14 protein-coding genes are annotated in these 19,143 nt (G+C 58.5%); 5 read left to right on the forward strand and 9 right to left on the reverse strand.

Annotation, left to right across the window (positions count from 1 at the left end):
• Positions 1 to 143: 143 nt before the first annotated feature.
• The 6 genes from AO242_RS26290 to mreB all read right to left on the reverse strand — a co-directional run bounded on the left by AO242_RS26290 (position 144) and on the right by mreB (position 9,092).
• A complete protein-coding gene (locus tag AO242_RS26290) occupies positions 144 to 3,962 on the reverse strand; it encodes a YhdP family protein (protein WP_099270970.1) in 3,819 nt (1,272 codons plus the stop codon).
• 177 nt (positions 3,963 to 4,139) lie between these two features.
• Complete coding sequence (rng, locus tag AO242_RS26295; protein WP_027902220.1) at positions 4,140 to 5,597, reverse strand: ribonuclease G; 1,458 nt, start codon at positions 5,595 to 5,597, stop codon at positions 4,140 to 4,142.
• Positions 5,594 to 6,193 (reverse strand): Maf family protein, encoded by a 600-nt coding sequence (locus AO242_RS26300; protein WP_099270971.1) that lies wholly within the window; start codon positions 6,191 to 6,193, stop codon positions 5,594 to 5,596. Before AO242_RS26300 ends, rng begins: the two co-directional genes overlap by 4 nt.
• A gap of 72 nt (positions 6,194 to 6,265) precedes the next feature.
• Positions 6,266 to 6,757: a rod shape-determining protein MreD gene (mreD, locus tag AO242_RS26305; protein WP_027902218.1), complete on the reverse strand. Its 492-nt coding sequence runs from the start codon at positions 6,755 to 6,757 to the stop codon at positions 6,266 to 6,268.
• Positions 6,750 to 7,835 carry a rod shape-determining protein MreC gene (gene mreC / locus AO242_RS26310; RefSeq protein WP_231675241.1) on the reverse strand — a complete coding sequence of 362 codons (1,086 nt, stop codon included), beginning with the start codon at positions 7,833 to 7,835 and terminating at the stop codon, positions 6,750 to 6,752. The genes mreD and mreC overlap by 8 nt, the downstream gene beginning before the upstream one ends.
• A 219-nt stretch (positions 7,836 to 8,054) precedes the next feature.
• A complete protein-coding gene (gene mreB, locus AO242_RS26315; RefSeq protein WP_020292894.1) occupies positions 8,055 to 9,092 on the reverse strand; it encodes a rod shape-determining protein MreB in 1,038 nt (345 codons plus the stop codon).
• 208 nt (positions 9,093 to 9,300) lie between these two features.
• On the opposite strand from mreB, the gene gatC reads away from it, so the two are divergent.
• From gatC to AO242_RS26340, 5 genes are all read left to right on the forward strand, one after another.
• Positions 9,301 to 9,588: an Asp-tRNA(Asn)/Glu-tRNA(Gln) amidotransferase subunit GatC gene (gene gatC / locus AO242_RS26320; protein WP_027902216.1), complete on the forward strand. Its 288-nt coding sequence runs from the start codon at positions 9,301 to 9,303 to the stop codon at positions 9,586 to 9,588.
• A 15-nt stretch (positions 9,589 to 9,603) separates the two neighbouring features.
• Positions 9,604 to 11,055, forward strand: a complete 1,452-nt coding sequence (gene gatA, locus AO242_RS26325) for an Asp-tRNA(Asn)/Glu-tRNA(Gln) amidotransferase subunit GatA (protein ID WP_099270973.1) — start codon at positions 9,604 to 9,606, stop codon at positions 11,053 to 11,055.
• A 12-nt stretch (positions 11,056 to 11,067) separates the two neighbouring features.
• Positions 11,068 to 12,513 carry an Asp-tRNA(Asn)/Glu-tRNA(Gln) amidotransferase subunit GatB gene (gene gatB / locus AO242_RS26330; RefSeq protein WP_027902214.1) on the forward strand — a complete coding sequence of 482 codons (1,446 nt, stop codon included), beginning with the start codon at positions 11,068 to 11,070 and terminating at the stop codon, positions 12,511 to 12,513.
• 150 nt (positions 12,514 to 12,663) lie between these two features.
• Positions 12,664 to 13,041, forward strand: a complete 378-nt coding sequence (locus AO242_RS26335) for a septal ring lytic transglycosylase RlpA family protein (protein ID WP_099270974.1) — start codon at positions 12,664 to 12,666, stop codon at positions 13,039 to 13,041.
• 29 nt (positions 13,042 to 13,070) lie between these two features.
• Positions 13,071 to 14,138: a calcium/sodium antiporter gene (locus tag AO242_RS26340; RefSeq protein WP_099270975.1), complete on the forward strand. Its 1,068-nt coding sequence runs from the start codon at positions 13,071 to 13,073 to the stop codon at positions 14,136 to 14,138.
• Here the strand turns inward: AO242_RS26340 and AO242_RS26345 are convergent.
• From AO242_RS26345 to AO242_RS26355, 3 genes are all read right to left on the reverse strand, one after another.
• Positions 14,135 to 15,076 (reverse strand): AEC family transporter, encoded by a 942-nt coding sequence (locus AO242_RS26345; protein WP_099270976.1) that lies wholly within the window; start codon positions 15,074 to 15,076, stop codon positions 14,135 to 14,137. The genes AO242_RS26340 and AO242_RS26345 overlap by 4 nt on opposite strands.
• A gap of 263 nt (positions 15,077 to 15,339) precedes the next feature.
• Positions 15,340 to 16,902 (reverse strand): alkaline phosphatase D family protein, encoded by a 1,563-nt coding sequence (locus tag AO242_RS26350; RefSeq protein WP_099270977.1) that lies wholly within the window; start codon positions 16,900 to 16,902, stop codon positions 15,340 to 15,342.
• 412 nt (positions 16,903 to 17,314) lie between these two features.
• Positions 17,315 to 19,045, reverse strand: coding sequence for a PTS fructose-like transporter subunit IIB (locus AO242_RS26355; RefSeq protein ID WP_099270978.1), 1,731 nt, complete (start codon positions 19,043 to 19,045; stop codon positions 17,315 to 17,317).
• Positions 19,046 to 19,143 lie beyond the last annotated feature (98 nt).

Genomic DNA, 19,143 nt, shown 5'->3' on the forward strand with positions numbered 1-19,143 from the left:
AGCTGACGAGCACCGCGAGGCTGCGATAGCGGTCAATCTGATACACCGCTATCGCAGCCTCGCGGTGCTCGTCAGCTCCTACAGAGTCTTGCGGTGTCTGGACGGTAGCCCTCGTAATGGCTCCCACTGTACTCCATGACGAACTATTGAGGTTTTTCAAACGGCTTGTCGAACGTGATCTTCGGCTCTTTCCAGGGCCCTTCGACCTTGTACTGAACGCTGGCGAATCGTGCGACACGATCGCCCAGCAGCTTATCGACCAGGAACAACGCCCCTCCAATAGCGGGAGCACCGACAATCAAAGCAGCGATCGGAAGGTTATTAGTGACCGGCAGCGTCACCAGCAGCTTGGCATCGACTCGATCCTTGACCATGTCCAGCGTCCCGTTCAACTCCAGATTGCTCGAAGGCCCCGTCAGGGTAATCGGCGTGCGCGTGACATAAACACCATCGCTCGCGATCAGCAGGCCTTTGACCCTATCGTAGCTCAACCCTTTGCCCAGCAAGTCGGAGAAATCAAGACGCAAGCGGCGGCCGATGGAGTTGAAGTTCAGCAGGCCAAATACTCGTAATGCCTGTGCTCCGCCTTCCACCTCGACAAACTGGCCTTTTTCAAGCTTGGCATCCAGGCTGCCGGAGAAACGCTTGAGCGCCACCCAGGCCGGTGATCCGGGCCAACGACCATCGGCGTTCAATTCGAGTTTTTCGGCAGTGACCGTTGGGGCAAACCCCCATGCCTTGAGGATATCCCCGAGGTTCTTGCCTTCAACATTGCCCCGGTACCAACTGCTGGTTGAACCCGGCGTGCCTTCCCAGCCACCCTCGCCTTTCAAACGTATGCCCTTGAGACCCAGGTCCATGTCAGACAGACGAATACCTGTGGGCGTCGGACGAATCTTGAGGGCCCATGCGCCCAATAACTGCTCGCCCTGAAACAGCTGCGTGACCTTCACATCAAGCGCCGGAATCTGGCTCGGATCGATATCGGCCAGTGGGTCTGGTGCATTCTCTACAACTACTGCGGCTGGATCAGGCGCAGGCAGTCGGACATAAAGCATGTCAATACCAATAGGTGCGGTCTTCACGTCAGGAAGCGTCGCAGTACCCTTGGCAAGCTGGCTATCCAGCGAAAGCGCCCAGTTGTCGGTGTTGCGTTTGAGTTGAACACTGACGTTGTCCAGCGTGGTGCCCATGGCGGTCAGCTTGCCAATCTGCAGGTCGACGTTATTGACCAATTGCTTGGCGCTACTACCGGGATTATCACCGGCGTAACGTTTAACCATTGCTTGCCAGGGCGCGACATCGAGTTCCGAAAGTGAGCCTCTGACACGCAGGCCTTTGGCGTCCGGGACAATGGCGCCGCCGTCGCCGAGAAACACCTCGCCACGCCCGTCGCCCAGTTTGTCCGGTGTCGCGGCGTAAGCCAGATTGGCCAGCTTGCCGTAGGCAAAACCAAAGCGCCGTTCAGCGCCCTGAAGGGTCATGCGGAATTCGCTGTCCAGGCTACTTTCAGCCGACTTGCCGAACGGTGCGGGCAAATCCACTGCTACGCCTTTCAGGCTGGAGTTGATCCGCAACGAGCTATCTGCGCCCAGAGTCAGTTGCAGCTGATACGGAATATCGCCAGAAACAGGTAACGGCTGGGTAACGCCCAACCATTCAGTCAGACGTTTTACCGTGACCTGACCGTTGGCAACCACACGAGTAAGATTGGCGCCGGGCTTGCCTTCCGCTGCGATTTCCGCAGTGACAGGGCGATCAAACGCCTGCGCCTGAACACCCTTACCACTTAACCCCTTGGCATTATCAAAGCGAAACTCGCCTTTCAATTGGGTCAGATCCAGCGCCGGGTCAGCCAGTTTCAAACGTGCGCCCTGGGTGCTGAAGTCCACAGCGATTTTCGGCTCCTGCCCTTTGACCAACGGGATATCCAGCTTCAGCTTGCCATCCAGCGGACCCGTGCCCTGCCAGCCCGCGAAGGTACTGGCAGTACCAATAGGCGCCTCCTGCAAAATCTTCACGCCATCGGCCAGTTGACCGGAAAAGTTGCCGTCTACCAGCAAATGGCTGGGTTGTCCGGCTGGAGTGTGGGGAATATTGACCTGTACCTTGCTGATATCGGTATTGAGCAGCTTGCCCTTGCTGGCTTTGACACGCACGCCACTGTTCTCGACATACACCTTGCCGTCCACGCCAGTCAGCTGCGGCCAGCCGGGTTCGAAGTCCAGCGTCGCGTCACGCACCTTGAAAAACAAACTGATAACCCGGGCGGTGTCAGCCGCGTTCTTGCTCAGCGACCCCTGGTACTGGAAGAAACCCTGATCAACCTTGCCGCCGATGATCGCCGTACGCAGCCACTTGTCCAGGTCCGGGCTGAGGACAGCCGGCAGATACTTGCTGGTGTAACTGCCGTCGCCATCGACCATGCCCACGCGCAGGTCCATGTAGTCCTCATCCGCCCGCTCATGCTCCAGATGCAGTCGAATCAGGAAGTCCGCAGCGATCTTGCCCTCGTCGCCCAGCACTTTGATGTAGGGCGCGATCAGCGTGAAAGTCTCGTCATCCAGACGCCAGGTCAGGCGAGCATTGGCTTTGGGATAGGTCCACTCGTTTTTGAAAATCGGATACAGGTGCAGCATGAAGTTGTCGCTGTCGAGGCGCAGTTCACCCTGCCCCAGATCACCACTGATCGCGCCGCTGACATTTCCCGCCCCAGGAGCACCGTGATAAGCATTAAACCCGATGCTTTCCAGATTGGCGGCGAAGCTCAGGCGCTTGTCACCCACCGCTTGCGGGCGGTAATCCACCAGTGCGTTACGCAGTGCACCCGTCACCTTGAGGTTATCAACGACCTGCATGAAGGTGTCCGGCAACGGAGCCAGAGACTTCAACAGAGGCGTCACCGGAGTCAGATCAAGCCGGTCAGCCTGAACATGCCAGGTTTCTTCCTGATCGCTGGTGGCGATCTTCTGCTCAAGCTGAATGCGGCTTTCCCAGCGCTGGCCGTTCAGGTCCATGGCCAGAGAGCCAAGGTTCACTTCAAAGCCGCTATCGTTTCGTTCAAGCCACGCGTTGAGCGCCAGATTGTCGATCTTCGACGATTTTCGCTCGGCATAAGCCGCTTTCAGCGTCGGCGCATTGAGGCGTGCGACAGCACTTTGCACAGTGCCCTTGCCCCAGCTCAGCCAGAACTCGCCACCCGCCTTCAGGGTCGATACTTTCCATTCGCGGGTCAGGGTTTTGGGCAGCCACTTCGCCCAGTCGCTTTGTGGCAGGCTCAGGTAGATATCGGCTTCACCCTCCTTCCACGCGCTGGCCTGAATCCGCGAGCGAACGTTAAGGGCAAGTGGTTGACCATCCGGGAGTGTCAACCGCGCATCAAGACGCTGATGGGTGCTGCCCGTCGCCAGACTGATGTTCACATAAGTCAGGGTCAGCGGTGCTTGCTCAAAAGGCTGCAGGGTGACCTGACTGTTGAGCAGAGAGAGGCGCGATACAACCTGCATCTGGTTGAGAATCTGCTCGGGATCAAGCGTTTTGTCATCCTGGACCGGCAAACCTTGCAGCGCCCAATGACCGTCCTGATCCTCCTTGAGGATCACCTGCAAACCGTTGACTTCAACGTGGGAAAGTCGCACATCCCATGCCAGCAAGCTGGCCCAGAGATCAGGTTCGGCGCGAACTTCATCAAGACGCACAGCGTTTGCGCCCTCGCCGACCATTACATCGTTGGCGACGAAAACCGGTGAAAAGCCACGCCAGCTGCCTTCAAGGCTGCCGATAGCCAAGGGCATGCCGACTGCAGCCTGCGCCTTGCTCTGGACTTCAACACGGTAACCCGCGACCAGTGGCGTCAGCTCACGACCGACGCTGACATACAGAGCCGCCAGGATCAGAACCAATGCGCAGAGACTCAGACCCCAGCGCGTCAGGAGCGAGGCCAAACGTGTCAGACGCCCCATTTCAGCGAGCCTCCGGAACGGTATGCGCGCCAATCGGCTTGCGTGAAATGGCCCCACTTAATGGTGCTGATACTGCCAGGGGTTAGCTCATTTACCACGCATAGTTCTCTGCTTGTGACGGCATGCATGCCGCTGGCCCTGAGGCACCGTTAACAATTCAATCTATCAGGTGCACTGTCAGAGCAGCACGACATCGTATTGTTCCTGTGAATACATGGTTTCTACCTGAAAACGAATAGTGCGGCCGATGAACGCTTCCAGTTCCGCCACATTACCCGACTCTTCGTCCAGAAGGCGGTCTACAACTCGCTGATTGGCCAGTACCCGGTAGCCCACCGCCTGATAGGCACGGGCCTCACGCAGAATTTCCCGGAATATCTCGTAGCAGACGGTTTCCGGCGTCTTCAGCTTGCCGCGCCCCTGGCAAGCATGACAAGGCTCGCACAGCACCTGCTCAAGGCTTTCACGGGTTCGCTTGCGGGTCATCTGCACAAGCCCCAACTCGGTGATGCCGATGATGTTGGTCTTGGCGTGATCGCGCTCCAGTTGTTTCTCCAGGGTACGCAGGACCTGACGCTGGTGCTCACCGTCTTCCATGTCAATGAAGTCGATGATGATGATGCCGCCCAGATTACGCAGGCGCAGTTGACGGGCAATGGCCGTTGCCGCCTCCAGATTGGTCTTGAAGATGGTTTCTTCGAGGTTGCGATGCCCGACGAAGGCGCCAGTGTTGACGTCGATGGTGCTCATTGCTTCGGCCGGATCGATCACCAGATAGCCGCCGGACTTGAGAGGAACCTTGCGCTCAAGCGCTTTCTGGATCTCATCCTCAACGCCGTAGAGGTCGAAGATAGGCCGCTCGCCAGGGTAATGCTCCAGGCGGTCAGCGATCTCAGGCATCAGCTCAGCCACGAATTGCGTGGTTTTCTGGAAGGTTTCCCGGGAGTCGATGCGGATCTTCTCGATACGCGGGCTGACCAGATCACGCAACGTGCGCAGCGCCAGACCAAGATCTTCGTAGATCACATTGGGCGGGCTGACGGTCTTGATCTGCTCACCGATCTGATCCCAGAGGCGGCGCAGATAACGAATGTCCATAAGGATTTCGTCAGCCCCGGCACCTTCGGCCGCAGTACGCAGGATAAAGCCGCCAACCTCTTTGATGCCTTCGAGGGCTACGCAATCGCTGACCACTTTTTTCAGTCGCTCACGCTCGCCCTCGTCCTCGATCTTCAGAGAAATCCCGACGTGCGCCGTCTTGGGCATGTACACCAGATAGCGCGAAGGAATTGACAGCTGCGTCGTTAGTCGCGCGCCTTTGCTGCCAATCGGATCCTTCGTGACTTGAACGACGAGGCTCTGACCTTCGTGCACCAACGCGCTGATGGTTTCGACGGCAGAGCCTTCACGCATGGAGATTTCCGAGGCGTGAATGAACGCTGCACGGTCCAGCCCGATATCAATGAACGCGGCCTGCATGCCGGGCAACACCCTGACAACCTTGCCTTTATAAATGTTGCCCACGATGCCGCGACGCTGGGTCCGCTCGACGTGAACCTCTTGCAAAACACCGTTTTCCACCACTGCCACGCGTGATTCCATTGGCGTGATGTTGATCAGAATCTCTTCACTCATGACTTGTCACCTTCCTGGCCTTGCCAACAGGGTATGCCGAAACGGCTCAGCAGTTCTGCGGTTTCGCATAGCGGCAAGCCCACCACTGCGGAATAACTACCGTGCAAACCCTCGACGAAAATCGCCGCCAGGCCCTGAATAGCGTAGCTGCCTGCCTTGTCCTGAGGCTCGCCACTGGCCCAGTAAGTCTGGATTTCTGCAGTAGAGATCGAGCGAAAACGCACCCGACTGGAGACGACGCGGGTTTCGCAACGCTGTTGACTGACCAGCGCAATCGCCGTCAACACCTCGTGTTCACGCCCCGACAACGCCGTCAGCATGCTCTGGGCATCCGCTTCATCCCGAGGCTTGCCGAGGATATGACCGTCGAGCACCACAGCAGTGTCAGCCCCCAACACGCAGCCCTGATCATCGGTCAGCAACGCCAATCCGGCTTGCGCTTTGCCACGGGCAAGACGCTCGACATAGGCCGTCGGGGTTTCTTCGCTATGGGGAGTTTCGTCAATCTGTGCGCTGAGCACCGTGAAGCGAACGCCGATCTGGGTCAGTAATTCCCGACGGCGCGGCGAGCCAGAGGCCAGAAAAAGCGGGGGCATTGGGACATCTCCGTGTCAAAGATCGTGATGCGGCCCCGAGCCAGAGATGCTTACCCGGGGCTGCACGCTGCGTCAGTTGATTTTCAAACGCTTGCTCAAGCCTCGCAGGCCATAGCTGACCCAAGGCCATAACAACGCACTGACCAAAGCAGGCAACACCAACGCCAGTGTCGGCTGTCGATTGCCGGTCAGAGCGCTGAGCCAGAGCTGGGCCAACTGGGCCAGCCCATAGATAACCAGCAGAATCAGACACTGTTGCCACATGGGGAACATGCGCAAACGCTGCTGCAGGGACATCACCAGGAAGGTGATCAGACACAACGTCAGGGCGTTCTGCCCCAGCAGTGTGCCGTACAACACGTCCTCCATCAGACCCAACAGCCATGCGGTGGTCATGCCGACCTTATGGGGCAGATACAGCGCCCAGAAGGTCACGAGCAGCGCCAGCCAGAGCGGACGAAAAATTTCCATGAACTGCGGCAGCGGCGAAACGCTCAACAGCAAACCGACGACGAAAGTGAACCACACGACCCACCCGTTACGTTCCGGGGCATGACTAGCCATCGATTCTCTCCCGAGTGGCGGCAGGCGCGGTGGCCGGTGGCTTGGTCGCCGCAGGCTTTACAGGCGGCTTGCTGGCGGGCTTGGGTGCTGGCGTGGCCGGCGTTGCGGCAGGTGTTGCAGCTGGCGCGGCGGACGGAGCAGCGGCCGGAGCAGCAGCACCGTGGGCGGCAGGCGCGGCGTGTGTCGTCCCGGCAGGAGCGGCTGCGTTATTGACAGGAACAGTCGCCGGGACGGCTGCCGGATCAACACCTTTCTCGATGGACTCCTGGGCACGTGCGGCATCGGCGGCGCGCTCTTCCGGCGAGCGGCCGTCGGAGAACACCAGCAGCAGGTAACGGCTGCGGTTCAATGCGGCTGTCGGCACGGCGCGAACGATAGCAAACGGTTGTCCGGAGTCATGGATGACTTCTTTAACGGTTGCGACCGGATATCCGGCAGGAAAACGCTGACCCAGACCGGAACTGACCAGCAGGTCGCCTTCCTTGATGTCAGCGGTGTCCGCGACATGGCGCAGCTCCAGACGTTCCGGGTTACCCGTGCCGCTGGCAATCGCACGAAGCCCGTTGCGGTTGACCTGCACTGGAATGCTGTGAGTCGTGTCGGTCAGCAGCAGTACACGCGAGGTGTAAGGCATCAACTCGACCACTTGCCCCATCAGGCCACGTGCGTCGAGCACTGGCTGACCCAGGACAACGCCATCGCGCTCGCCTTTGTTGATAATGATTCGATGGGTAAACGGATTGGGATCCATGCCGATCAGTTCGGCCACTTCAACCTTCTCGTTGACCAGTGCCGACGAGTTGAGCAACTCGCGCAGGCGCACGTTCTGCTCGGTCAGGGCCGCGAGCTTTTGCAGGCGCCCTTGAAGGAGCAAGGCTTCAGTCTTGAGTTTTTCGTTTTCAGCGATGAGCTCGGTACGGCTGCCAAACTGGCTGGCCACACCCTGTATCAAACGCTGCGGCAGATCGACGATCCAGTACGACTGCATCAGTACCAGCGACATCTGGCTGCGCACGGGCTTGAGCACGGTGAACCGCGCATCAACGACCATCAGCGCCACCGATAAAACGACCAGCACCAACAGGCGCACGCCCAATGAGGGGCCTTTTGCGAAAAGCGGTTTAATAGGCCGCTCCTCCGAAGCAGGATTTCAATCGGCTGTTGTTATTCATGAGATATGCAACCGGCTTGAACAGGTAGAAAAAGTAACGCCATATTTTGGCGTCAGCCTAACGCATACAGGTAGCCAAATCGCTACCTGTACACATAAGGATGCATGATAGGTCCTGCCGGCGAGTTACTCGCTGGAGAGCAGATCCATCGTGTGCTTATCCATCATTTCCAGCGCACGGCCACCACCACGCGCTACGCAGGTCAGTGGATCTTCGGCAACGATTACCGGCAAACCTGTTTCCTGAGCCAGCAATTTGTCCAGATCACGCAGCAAGGCACCACCACCGGTCAACACCAGACCGCGCTCGGCGATGTCGGATGCCAGTTCCGGAGGCGACTGCTCCAGCGCGCTTTTCACGGCCTGAACGATAGTTGCCAGAGATTCCTGCAACGCTTCCAGCACTTCGTTGGAGTTCAGGGTGAAAGCACGTGGAACGCCTTCAGCCAGGTTACGGCCACGCACGTCGACTTCACGCACTTCACCACCTGGGTAGGCAGTACCGATTTCCTGCTTGATGCGCTCGGCGGTGGATTCGCCGATCAGGCTGCCGTAGTTACGACGCACGTAGGTGATGATCGCTTCGTCGAAGCGGTCGCCGCCAACCCGTACGGATTCGGCATAAACCACGCCATTGAGCGAGATCAGAGCGATTTCAGTAGTACCACCACCGATGTCGACAACCATCGAACCGCGTGCTTCTTCGACCGGCAGACCGGCACCGATGGCAGCAGCCATTGGCTCTTCGATCAGGAATACTTCACGGGCACCAGCACCCAGGGCCGACTCGCGAATCGCGCGTCGCTCAACCTGTGTGGATTTGCACGGTACGCAGATCAACACCCGAGGGCTTGGCTGCAGGAAGCTGTTTTCGTGAACCTTGTTGATGAAGTACTGCAGCATTTTTTCGCAAACGCTGAAGTCGGCGATAACGCCGTCTTTCATTGGGCGAATAGCGGCGATGTTGCCTGGGGTACGGCCGAGCATGCGCTTGGCTTCCATCCCGACAGCAACGACGCTTTTCTGGTTTCCGTGGGTCCGAATGGCCACAACTGATGGTTCATTCAGAACGATGCCGCGCTCACGCACGTAAATAAGGGTGTTGGCAGTGCCCAGGTCGATAGACAGATCGCTGGAAAACATGCCACGCAGTTTCTTGAACATGGGAAAGGGACCCTAGGGAACGCGTGGGTAAAAAAGTGCGGCAAACTCTAACAACGACAGGGATTTTGGGCAAGGAGCCAATATGCTAAATTAGCGGTTTTTCCGAGCACGACCCTCGACGTTCGCGGCCTTCTGACCGTAGAAATGCGATAGTGTTCCTCAATCTACCACACGGATCCAATCCGTAGGCATTCCACTGGAGAACCCCATGGCGCTTGATCGCTCCGACGTGGAAAAGATCGCTCATCTGGCGCGAATTCGCCTGAATGACGCCGATGTCCCACGTACTACCGAAGCACTTAATAGCATTCTTGGGCTGGTTGATCAGATGCAAGCGGTCGATACCACCGGTATTGAACCCCTTGCCCACCCCCTCGAAGCTTCCCAACGCCTGCGCGAAGATGTGGTTACCGAGCGAAATCGTCGGGATACCTATCAAGCCATCGCACCAGCGGTCCAAGACGGCCTTTATCTGGTTCCAAAAGTCATCGACTAAGGGAATGTGCCTTCAATGCATCAAATGACTCTGGCCGAGATCGCCCGCGGACTCGCCGATAAAAAGTTTTCTTCCGAAGAATTGACCCGTGTCCTGCTCGCGCGTATCACGCAGCTCGATCCACAGCTCAACAGCTTCATTACCCTCACCGAAGACCTGGCCATCACTCAGGCGCAGGCCGCTGACGCACGTCGCGCTGCCGGTGAAAACAATCCATTGCTGGGCGCACCACTGGCTCACAAGGACCTGTTCTGCACGCAAGGTATCCGTACCAGCTGCGCGTCGAAGATGCTCGATAACTTCAAGGCGCCATATGACGCCACCGTTGTTGCCAAGCTGGCCGCAGCGGGCACCGTGACCCTTGGCAAGACCAACATGGACGAATTCGCCATGGGATCGGCCAACGAGTCCAGCCACTACGGCGCGGTGAAAAACCCGTGGAATCTTGACCATGTGCCGGGCGGCTCCTCAGGGGGTTCGGCTGCTGCAGTAGCTGCGCGCCTGCTGCCTGCCGCCACCGGCACCGATACCGGCGGCTCGATTCGCCAACCGGCCGCACTGACCAACCTGACCGGCTTGAAACCGACCTACGGTCGTGTTTCCCGTTGGGGCATGATCGCTTATGCGTCCAGCCTCGATCAGGCCGGTCCGTTGGCACGCAGCGCTGAAGACTGTGCGCTGCTGCTGCAAGGCATGGCCGGTTTCGACCCACTGGACTCCACCAGCATCGACGAACCCGTTCCAGATTACAGCGCCAGCCTCAACGGCTCGCTGCAGGGACTGCGCATCGGTCTTCCAAAGGAGTATTTCAGTGCCGGTCTCGATCCGCGCATTGCAGATATGGTCATGGCCAGCGTCGAAGAGCTGAAAAAGCTCGGTGCCGTGGTCAAGGAAATCAGCCTGCCGAACCTGCAACACGGCATCCCGGCTTATTACGTGATCGCTCCGGCTGAAGCCTCTTCCAACCTGTCGCGCTTTGACGGCGTGCGTTTCGGCCATCGCTGCGAAGAGCCAAAAGACCTCACCGATCTGTACGAGCGCTCCCGCGCCGAAGGCTTTGGCCCGGAAGTACAACGCCGGATTCTGGTGGGTGCCTACGCGCTCTCAGCTGGCTATTACGACGCCTACTACTTGCAGGCGCAAAAAATCCGTCGCCTGATCAAGAACGATTTCATGAGCGCTTTTGCCGAAGTCGATGTGATCCTCGGCCCGACCACGCCTAACCCGGCCTGGAAAATCGGCGCCAAGACCAACGACCCGGTCGCCGAGTATCTGGAAGACTTCTACACCATCACCGCCAACCTCGCGGGTCTGCCGGGCTTGTCCATGCCTGCGGGCTTTGCCGATGGTCTGCCGGTAGGCGTGCAATTGCTCGCCCCGTATTTCCAGGAAGGCCGCCTGCTGAACGTTGCACATCAATATCAGCAAGTCACCGATTGGCATCTGCGCAGGCCTGACGGCTTCTAAGGAGAAAACACAATGCAATGGGAAGTCGTTATCGGGCTGGAGATTCACACCCAGCTTTCGACCCAATCGAAGATTTTCTCCGGCAGCGCCATCGCGTTCGGCTCCGAGCCCAACACGCAGGCCAGCCTGGTTGATCTGGGCATGCCGGGCGTTTTGCCGGTGCTCAACAAAGAAGCCGTGCGCATGGCTGTAAAGTTCGGCCTGGCGGTAGACGCCGAGATCGGCCAGCACAACGTGTTTGCCCGCAAAAACTACTTCTACCCTGACCTGCCCAAGGGCTATCAGATCAGCCAGATGGAATTGCCGATTGTCGGCAAAGGCCACCTGGACATCACCCTTGAAGACGGCACGGTGAAACGCGTCGGCATCACCCGCGCCCACCTTGAAGAAGACGCCGGCAAAAGCCTGCACGAAGACTTCAGCGGCATGACCGGCATCGACCTGAACCGCGCTGGCACTCCGCTGCTGGAAATCGTTTCCGAGCCGGACATGCGTTCGGCCAAGGAAGCAGTGGCTTACGTTAAAGCCATGCACGCGCTGGTTCGTTATCTGGGCATCTGCGACGGCAACATGGCGGAAGGCTCGCTGCGTTGCGACTGTAACGTGTCGATTCGTCCCAAAGGCCAGGTTGAATTCGGTACACGCTGCGAGATCAAGAACGTCAACTCGTTCCGCTTCATCGAGAAGGCGATCAACAGCGAAATCCAGCGTCAGATCGACCTGATCGAAGATGGCGGCAAGGTCATTCAACAGACCCGTCTTTACGACCCGAACAAAGACGAAACCCGCGCCATGCGCAGCAAGGAGGAAGCCAACGACTACCGTTACTTCCCCGATCCAGACCTGCTGCCAGTAGTGATCGAAGATTCATTCATCGAAGAAACCCGCGCCACGCTCCCGGAGTTGCCTCCGCAGAAGCGCGAGCGCTTCCAGAGTCAGTTCAGCCTGTCGGCCTATGACGCTAGCGTGCTGGCCTCCAGCCGCGAGCAGGCGGACTACTTCGAGCAAGTGGTCAGCATCAGCGGCGATGCGAAACTGGCCGCCAACTGGGTCATGGTTGAACTGGGCAGCCTGCTGAACAAGCAAGGCCTGGAAATCGAAGAATCGCCGGTCAGCGCCGAGCAATTGGGCGGCATGCTCAAGCGCATCACCGACAACACCATTTCCGGCAAAATCGCGAAAATGGTTTTCGAGGCCATGGCCAATGGTGAAGGCAGCGCCGATGAGATCATCGAAAAACGCGGCTTGAAGCAAGTGACTGACAGCGGCGCCATCGAGTCGATGCTCGACGAGATGCTCGCAGCCAACGCCGAACAGGTCGAACAGTACCGCGCGGCGGATGAAGCCAAACGGGGCAAGATGTTCGGCTTCTTCGTCGGTCAGGCGATGAAAGTCTCGAAAGGCAAGGCCAACCCGCAGCAGGTCAATGAACTGCTGAAGAAAAAGCTGGAAGGTTGATTTAAAAAACTCTAATAGTCACAACGACCTGTAGGAGTGAGCTTGCTCGCGATTCGGTATGCCATCCAGCGTATCTATCGAATGGCCTGACGCTATCGCGAGCAAGCTCACTCCTACAGATTGCGTCCAGGCATTCAAGGATCGCACCCCATGCTGCGGCTTCTCGGCACCACAGCTCTGTTCACCTTTCTGGTTGGCTGCGCCAGCCAGAATCAGACCATCGATGCTCGCGGTTACAACGAAACCGGCAACGCCTCCTATTACGGCGCCCGGCATCACGGCAAGCGTACCGCCAGCGGCGAACCCTTTGACCAGAATGGACTCACTGCGGCCCATCGCCAGTTGCCTTTTGGTACCCGGGCCAGAGTCACCAACCTGGATAACGACAAGAGCGTGATCGTCCGGATCAATGATCGCGGCCCTCATACCCGTGGTCGATTGATTGATTTGTCACGTGCTGCCGCCGAACAAATCGGTATGCTGCGCAGTGGCACCGCGCCTGTGCGCGTACAAAGTCTGAGCGACTAAGGACGCCCCGAATTCTCGAACTCTCATCCCTGCCGTTTCCCGATGTCCTTCAGTGGATATGTGGCCTGCTGTTACTGCTGATCGGTGCCGAACTTTCAGTGCGCGCCGCGGTGAGCCTGGCAACCACCCTTGGCGTGCGCCCTTTGTTCATCGGTCTGACATTTGTCGCACTGGGCAGCAGCGCGCCGCAAATGGCAGTCGGCCTGCAAGCAGCCTTTACTTCCAGCGCCGACATCGCCGTGGGCAGCGTGGTGGGCAGCAACATCTTCAATGTACTGGTCACTCTTGGGCTGTGCGCCTTGATCATTCCGTTGCGGGTGACCCGGCAGTTGGTGCGCCTGGAGATCCCGTTGATGGTTGTCGCCAGCGCACTGGTGCTGGCCCTTTCCTGGAACGGCGTGCTGGGCGCGCTCGATGGCGCGATTCTGCTGCTGGGCTTGCTGGGCTATCTGCTGATCGTTTTGCGACAATCCGGGCAGCGTTTTGCCTATCGCCAGTCAAGCGGATCCGAGCACTCCCGCAAAACCGGCCAAGTGCTGCTGCGTCTCGGAGCGTTGTTTACCGGCATAGCCTGCGTCGTACTGGGCAGTCACCTGCTGGTGGCAGCGTCAGTGGTGATCGCCATAGACCTTGGTCTGTCCGAACGGGTGATTGGCCTGACGGTGATCGCGGTCAGTACGTCCCTGCCCGCCCTGACCACTTCATTGATCGCGGCCCTGCGTGGCGAGCGTGACATCGCCGTGGGCAACGTGATTGGCAGCAACCTGTTCAATCTGCTGGGCGTATTGGGCATCACCGCGTTGATCGCACCAGCCCCACTGTCTGTTTCACCCAATGCGCTGGATTTTGACTTACCGGTGATGCTCGGGGTAGCGGCGCTGTGCATGCCGTTGTTCTACTCAGGCTACCGGATCACCCGGATTGAAGGGCTAATGCTGCTGGCGCTGTATCTGGCTTATGGGTTGCACATTGTGTCGTTCACCACCGGCATGCCGCTCGCCGATAAACTTGAGCGACTGATGGTGCAATTTGTTCTGCCGGTGTTCGCGGTGATGATTACCTTCAGCACCATCCGGGCATGGCGACGCCAGCACTAGATCCAGCCGCCCCATTGCAGGATAAAAATCCCGATATTGGTGGTCACTGCGGCCGCCAGCGTTGTGATCACGATGATCGCTGCCGCCAGCACGTGATTGCCATTGGCCGCCCGGGCCATGACATAGCTGGACGCAGCGGTCGGGCTGGCGAAGTACAGGAACAGAATCCCCAGCTCCGGACCGCGGAACCCACACAGCCAGGCTGCCAGCGTAGACAGCACCGGCAAAGTGACCATCTTCATAAAGCTGGCACTGACAGCCAGCTTGCCACTCTGATGCAGCGAACTCAGCGATAACGTGCCGCCGATACAGATCAGCGCCAGTGGCAGGGTCATTTGCGCAAGGTAATTGCCCGACGTCTCGATCCAGTGCGGCAAGCCAATCTTGAAGTAGGCAAACGGCGAGGCAAGCATGATGCTGATGATCAGCGGGTTGCCCAGCACGCTTTTGAACAGGCTCCACGGATCGGATTTGATTACCGGGCTGTACACCGCAAGCACGATGGTCGAAAGCGCGTTATAGAACAGAATGACCAGGGCGGCGAGAATCGCCCCCAGAGAGATACCGTAATCGCCGTACATGCTGGCGGCCAGCGCCAGGCCGATCACGCCGTTATTACCACGAAAGGCGCCCTGAACAAAAACGCCACGGTCTGCCAGCGGCACGCGCCAGATGGCCCAGGCCCACGCAAAGGCGAAACCGGCCAGGGTGATGATGGTGAAAAAAATCAGCAGCGAGGGCTGCAACGCTTCACGCAGATTTGCGTGGATGATGCCGAGAAACAACAGCGCGGGCATGGTCACGTTAAACACCAGACTCGACGCAGTCATGATGAAATTGTCGTCAATCCAGTTGATGCGCTTGAGCAGCACACCCAGAAACAGCATGGCGAAAACCGGCGCGGTGATGGCCAGGGTCTGATAGAAAATGTCCAGCATCGTCGAACCCTGCCCCGTCGTTAGGTGGCTAATGATAAGCCAGCATAGACGAGAACGTTACAGAGAATTTCGGAAGGCCTCTGACAGCCCGCCTACGGGATCCCCACAATCCCGTAGGACTGGCTTTAGCCGGGAGGACGTCTTGACGTCCTCTAAATTCGCCCAGGCAGAAATACCGCTCTCCCGGCTAAAGCCAGTCCTACAACATCAAGAGCGGAGCCAGATTCCGGGCAGTGTCTCATTCCAAATTCAGAAATGCGCCTCTAAGCATCCCGCGCGGGCACCAGTTTTTTCTCGAACACCGACACCCCGTCCAGATCCCGCAAGGTCACGGTCATCTCCGAGCTTTGGCCGTCGATGTTCACTTCACCAAAAAACTGGAAACCGGCAAATGGTGAGGTATTTTGCGCAGGCGGGGCCTTTTGGAAAACCAGTTCGGGGCCGAAGGTCTTGTCCAGCGCGTTAGGGCCAAAGCTGCCAGCGTTCAACGGCCCGGCAACGAATTCCCAGAACGGGTCGAAGTCCTGAAACACAGCGCGATCCGGTTGGTAGTGATGCGCCGCGCAGTAATGCACATCGGCGGTCAGCCATACGCAGTCGCGGATTTTCTGCGCGCGCAGATAGGTCAACAACTCGGCGACCTCCAGCTCGCGTCCAGCCGCAGGGCCGTCCTGCCCGTTGGCGATGGCCTCCCAGCGCGCGACGCCAGGGCTGACTTCGCCATCCGGTACACCCAGACCAATCGGCATATCGGCTGCGATAACTTTCCATTGTGCGGTGGAGTTCTTGAGCCCGCTTTTCAGCCAGTCCAGCTGCGTACGCCCCAGAAAAGCCGTGGTAGGTCCCGGTTTATTCGCCAGGTTTGAATCGTTGCCGTCCCGATAACTGCGCATGTCCAGCACGAACACATCCAGCATCGGCCCGTAACTCATCTTGCGATAGATGCGTCCGCCGTTATCCGCTTCCTGCAAACGCATGGGCGCATATTCCAGAAACGCCTGTCGGCCACGGGAAGCCAGCAACTGGATGTCCTTGACCTTGTAGCGATCATCCAGCTGTTTGCTCGACGACCAGTTATTGGTCACTTCGTGGTCGTCCCATTGCCAGATTTGCGGCACCTCCGCATTGAAGCGGCGCAGGTTCTCATCCATCAGGTTATAGCGATAAGCACCGCGATACTCGTCGAGTGTTTCCGCGACCTTGCTCTTGGCTTCGGTGGTGAGGTTGCGCCAGATGCGCCCGTCTTCCGCGACGATCTGCGCCGGAACCGGGCCGTCGGCATAGATGGTGTCGCCGCTGTGGATAAAGAAATCCGGCAGACGCAGACGCATGGCTTCATAGATACGCATGCCGCCTATGTCCGGGTTGATGCCGAAACCCTGGCCGACCGTGTCGCCGCTCCAGACAAACCTCAGGTCCCGACGCTGTTGCGGGACGCTGCGCAGATGGCCGAACCAGGGTTCACTGGTCACGCCTGATTGCGCATCTTCAAACATTACCCGGTAGAAAATCGCCTGATCGGTCGGCAAACCGCTCAGCTCGACTCGCGCGGTGAAATCGGTGCGTTGGTCAGCGAGGGCTGAGACCGCACGACGCGGGTTGGTGAACATGCTGCGGGTGTCCCATTCCACGACCATGCGCGACGGGCGATCACTGCGACTCCAGACCATCGCCCGATCACCCAACACGTCACCGGACTGCACCCCGTCGGTGATTTTCGGCCGGTCCTGAATCGAAGCGATAACGGCTGGAGCCAGACCGGGCAAAAGCAAACCTGCGCCAGCTGCCTGAATGATGCGGCGACGTGTCGGGTCGAACTGAGTCATGGAGGGTCCCCTTGTTGAAGGTAAAGGGGAAAGCTAGCAGTGCAAGATGGGGAAAATATGACAGTTGGGCCAACATTGAACCGGTAGGAGCCAACTTGTTGGCGAGAGGCGGTGTGTCTGTCAAATCGCCTCGCGAACAAGTTCGCTCCTACCAGGGACGGTGGGGGAAATATGACAGCGAGGCCAACATTGAACCGGTAGGAGCCAACTTGTTGGCGAGAGGCGGTGAGTCTGTCAAATCGCCTCGCGAACAAGTTCGCTCCTACCGGGGACGGCGGGGGAAATATGACAGCGGGGCCAACACTGAACAGGTAGGAGCCAACTTGTTGGCGAGAGGCGGTGTGTCTGTCAAATCGCCTCGCGAACAAGTTCGCTCCTACCAGGACGTCGCATTATCAGGGCAAGGTGTAAATCACGCCTGCGCTGGCGCAACCTCCATCTCAGCCACTTCCGGACGCTTGAGCAACGCGTAGGTCACGCCTGTCACCACGCTGCCCGCGACAATTGCCAGCAGATACAGCAGCGCATGATTAATGGCATTCGGGATCAACATCACGAACAGGCCGCCATGCGGAGCCATCAGCTTGCAGCCGAAGTACATCGACAACGCACCGGTCAGCGCGCCACCGGCAATACTTGCCGGAATCACCCGCAGCGGATCTTTCGCAGCAAATGGAATCGCGCCTTCGGAAATGAAGCACAGCCCCAGAACAAACGCGGCCTTGCCCGCTTCCCGCTCGCTCTGGGCGAATTTATGGCGGGCGATGAAGCTGGCGATGCCCATACCAATCGGCGGAACCATGCCCGCAGCCATCGCAGCTGCCATGGGAGCGTAGCTCTGGGACGCCAGCAAACCTACCGAGAACGCATAAGACGCTTTGTTGATCGGCCCGCCCAGATCGACACACATCATCGCCCCGAGTAACACGCCCAACAGAATGGCGTTGGTGGTGCCCATGCTGTTGAGGAACACTGTCAGGCTTTCGAGCAGCCCTGCGACAGGCCCGCCCACGGCGTAAATCATCAGCAGGCCGGTGATCAGACTGGCCAGCAACGGAATAATCAGAATCGGCTTGAGCGCCTCAACGCTGGCAGGTAAACGCACGTAGCGATTGATGGCCCAGGCGCTATAGCCCGCGATGAAACCAGCTGCAATCCCGCCAATGAAACCTGCGCCGAGGGTGCTCGCCAACAGACCACCGATCATGCCCGGGGCCAGGCCTGGACGATCGGCGATGGAGTAGGCGATGTAACCGGCCAGCAGAGGCACCATCAACGTAAAGGCAGCATCACCCACCTGTTTCAGAACTGCGGCCAGGGTGCCTGGCTCCTTGAAAGCTTCAATGCCGAAAACAAACGACAGTGCGATGAGCAAACCGCCCGCCACCACCATCGGCAGCATGTACGACACACCCGTCAGCAAGTGTTTGTAGACGCCGGTTTTCTCCTGCTTGGCCGGTGCGGTCGATGCACTGCCAGAAGACTCCACCTGACCTTCAGCCAGCGCTTTTTTCAGCGTGGCGTCGGATTGCTTCAGGGCAATACCGGTGCCGCAGCGGTAAATACGTTTGCCCGCAAAGCGCTCGGTAGCCACTTCGATATCGGCCGCCAGCAACACCACGTCAGCATCGGCAATCGCCTGGGCACTCAGAGGATTACGTGCGCCCACCGAGCCTTGAGTCTCAACCTGAAGCTCATAACCCAGACGTTTGGCTGCCTGCTGAATGGCCTCAGCGGCCATGAAGGTGTGCGCAACGCCCGTCGGGCATGCGGTAACCGCAACGATGCGCGGTACTTCGCCAGTCGCTGCAGGCGCTACGGCAGCAGATGCCTCGTAGACTTTGGCCTGCTCGGACGCCCGATGCAGGAAACCGTCCACGTCTTGCAGCGCGTGAGCGGGAGAGTCTTGAAAAAGACGCTTGCCCACAAAGCGGGACAGATCGACTTCACCGGTGTTGACCACCAGAATCCAGTCGGCGTCAGCAATTTCCTGAGCAGACAAAACCTGTGTCGGGTTGCGCGGATCAAAGACCTCGACGCAGGTGCTCCAGCCCATACGCTGGGCGGCGGCATCCAGCAGCCTCGCACTGAGAACGCTGCTGACCTTGCCGTTCGGGCAGGCTGTCACAATGGCTAATTTCATTACCTGGCCTCTCTTATTAAACAGCGCATAACCAAGTTGATTGGAATGCATTCTGTAGGAGCTGCCGAAGGCTGCGAAAGCGGCGTGTCTGACACACC

Origin of the sequence: Pseudomonas sp. ICMP 561, assembly GCF_002699985.1 — a bacterium.
Lineage (GTDB): Bacteria > Pseudomonadota > Gammaproteobacteria > Pseudomonadales > Pseudomonadaceae > Aquipseudomonas > Aquipseudomonas quasicaspiana.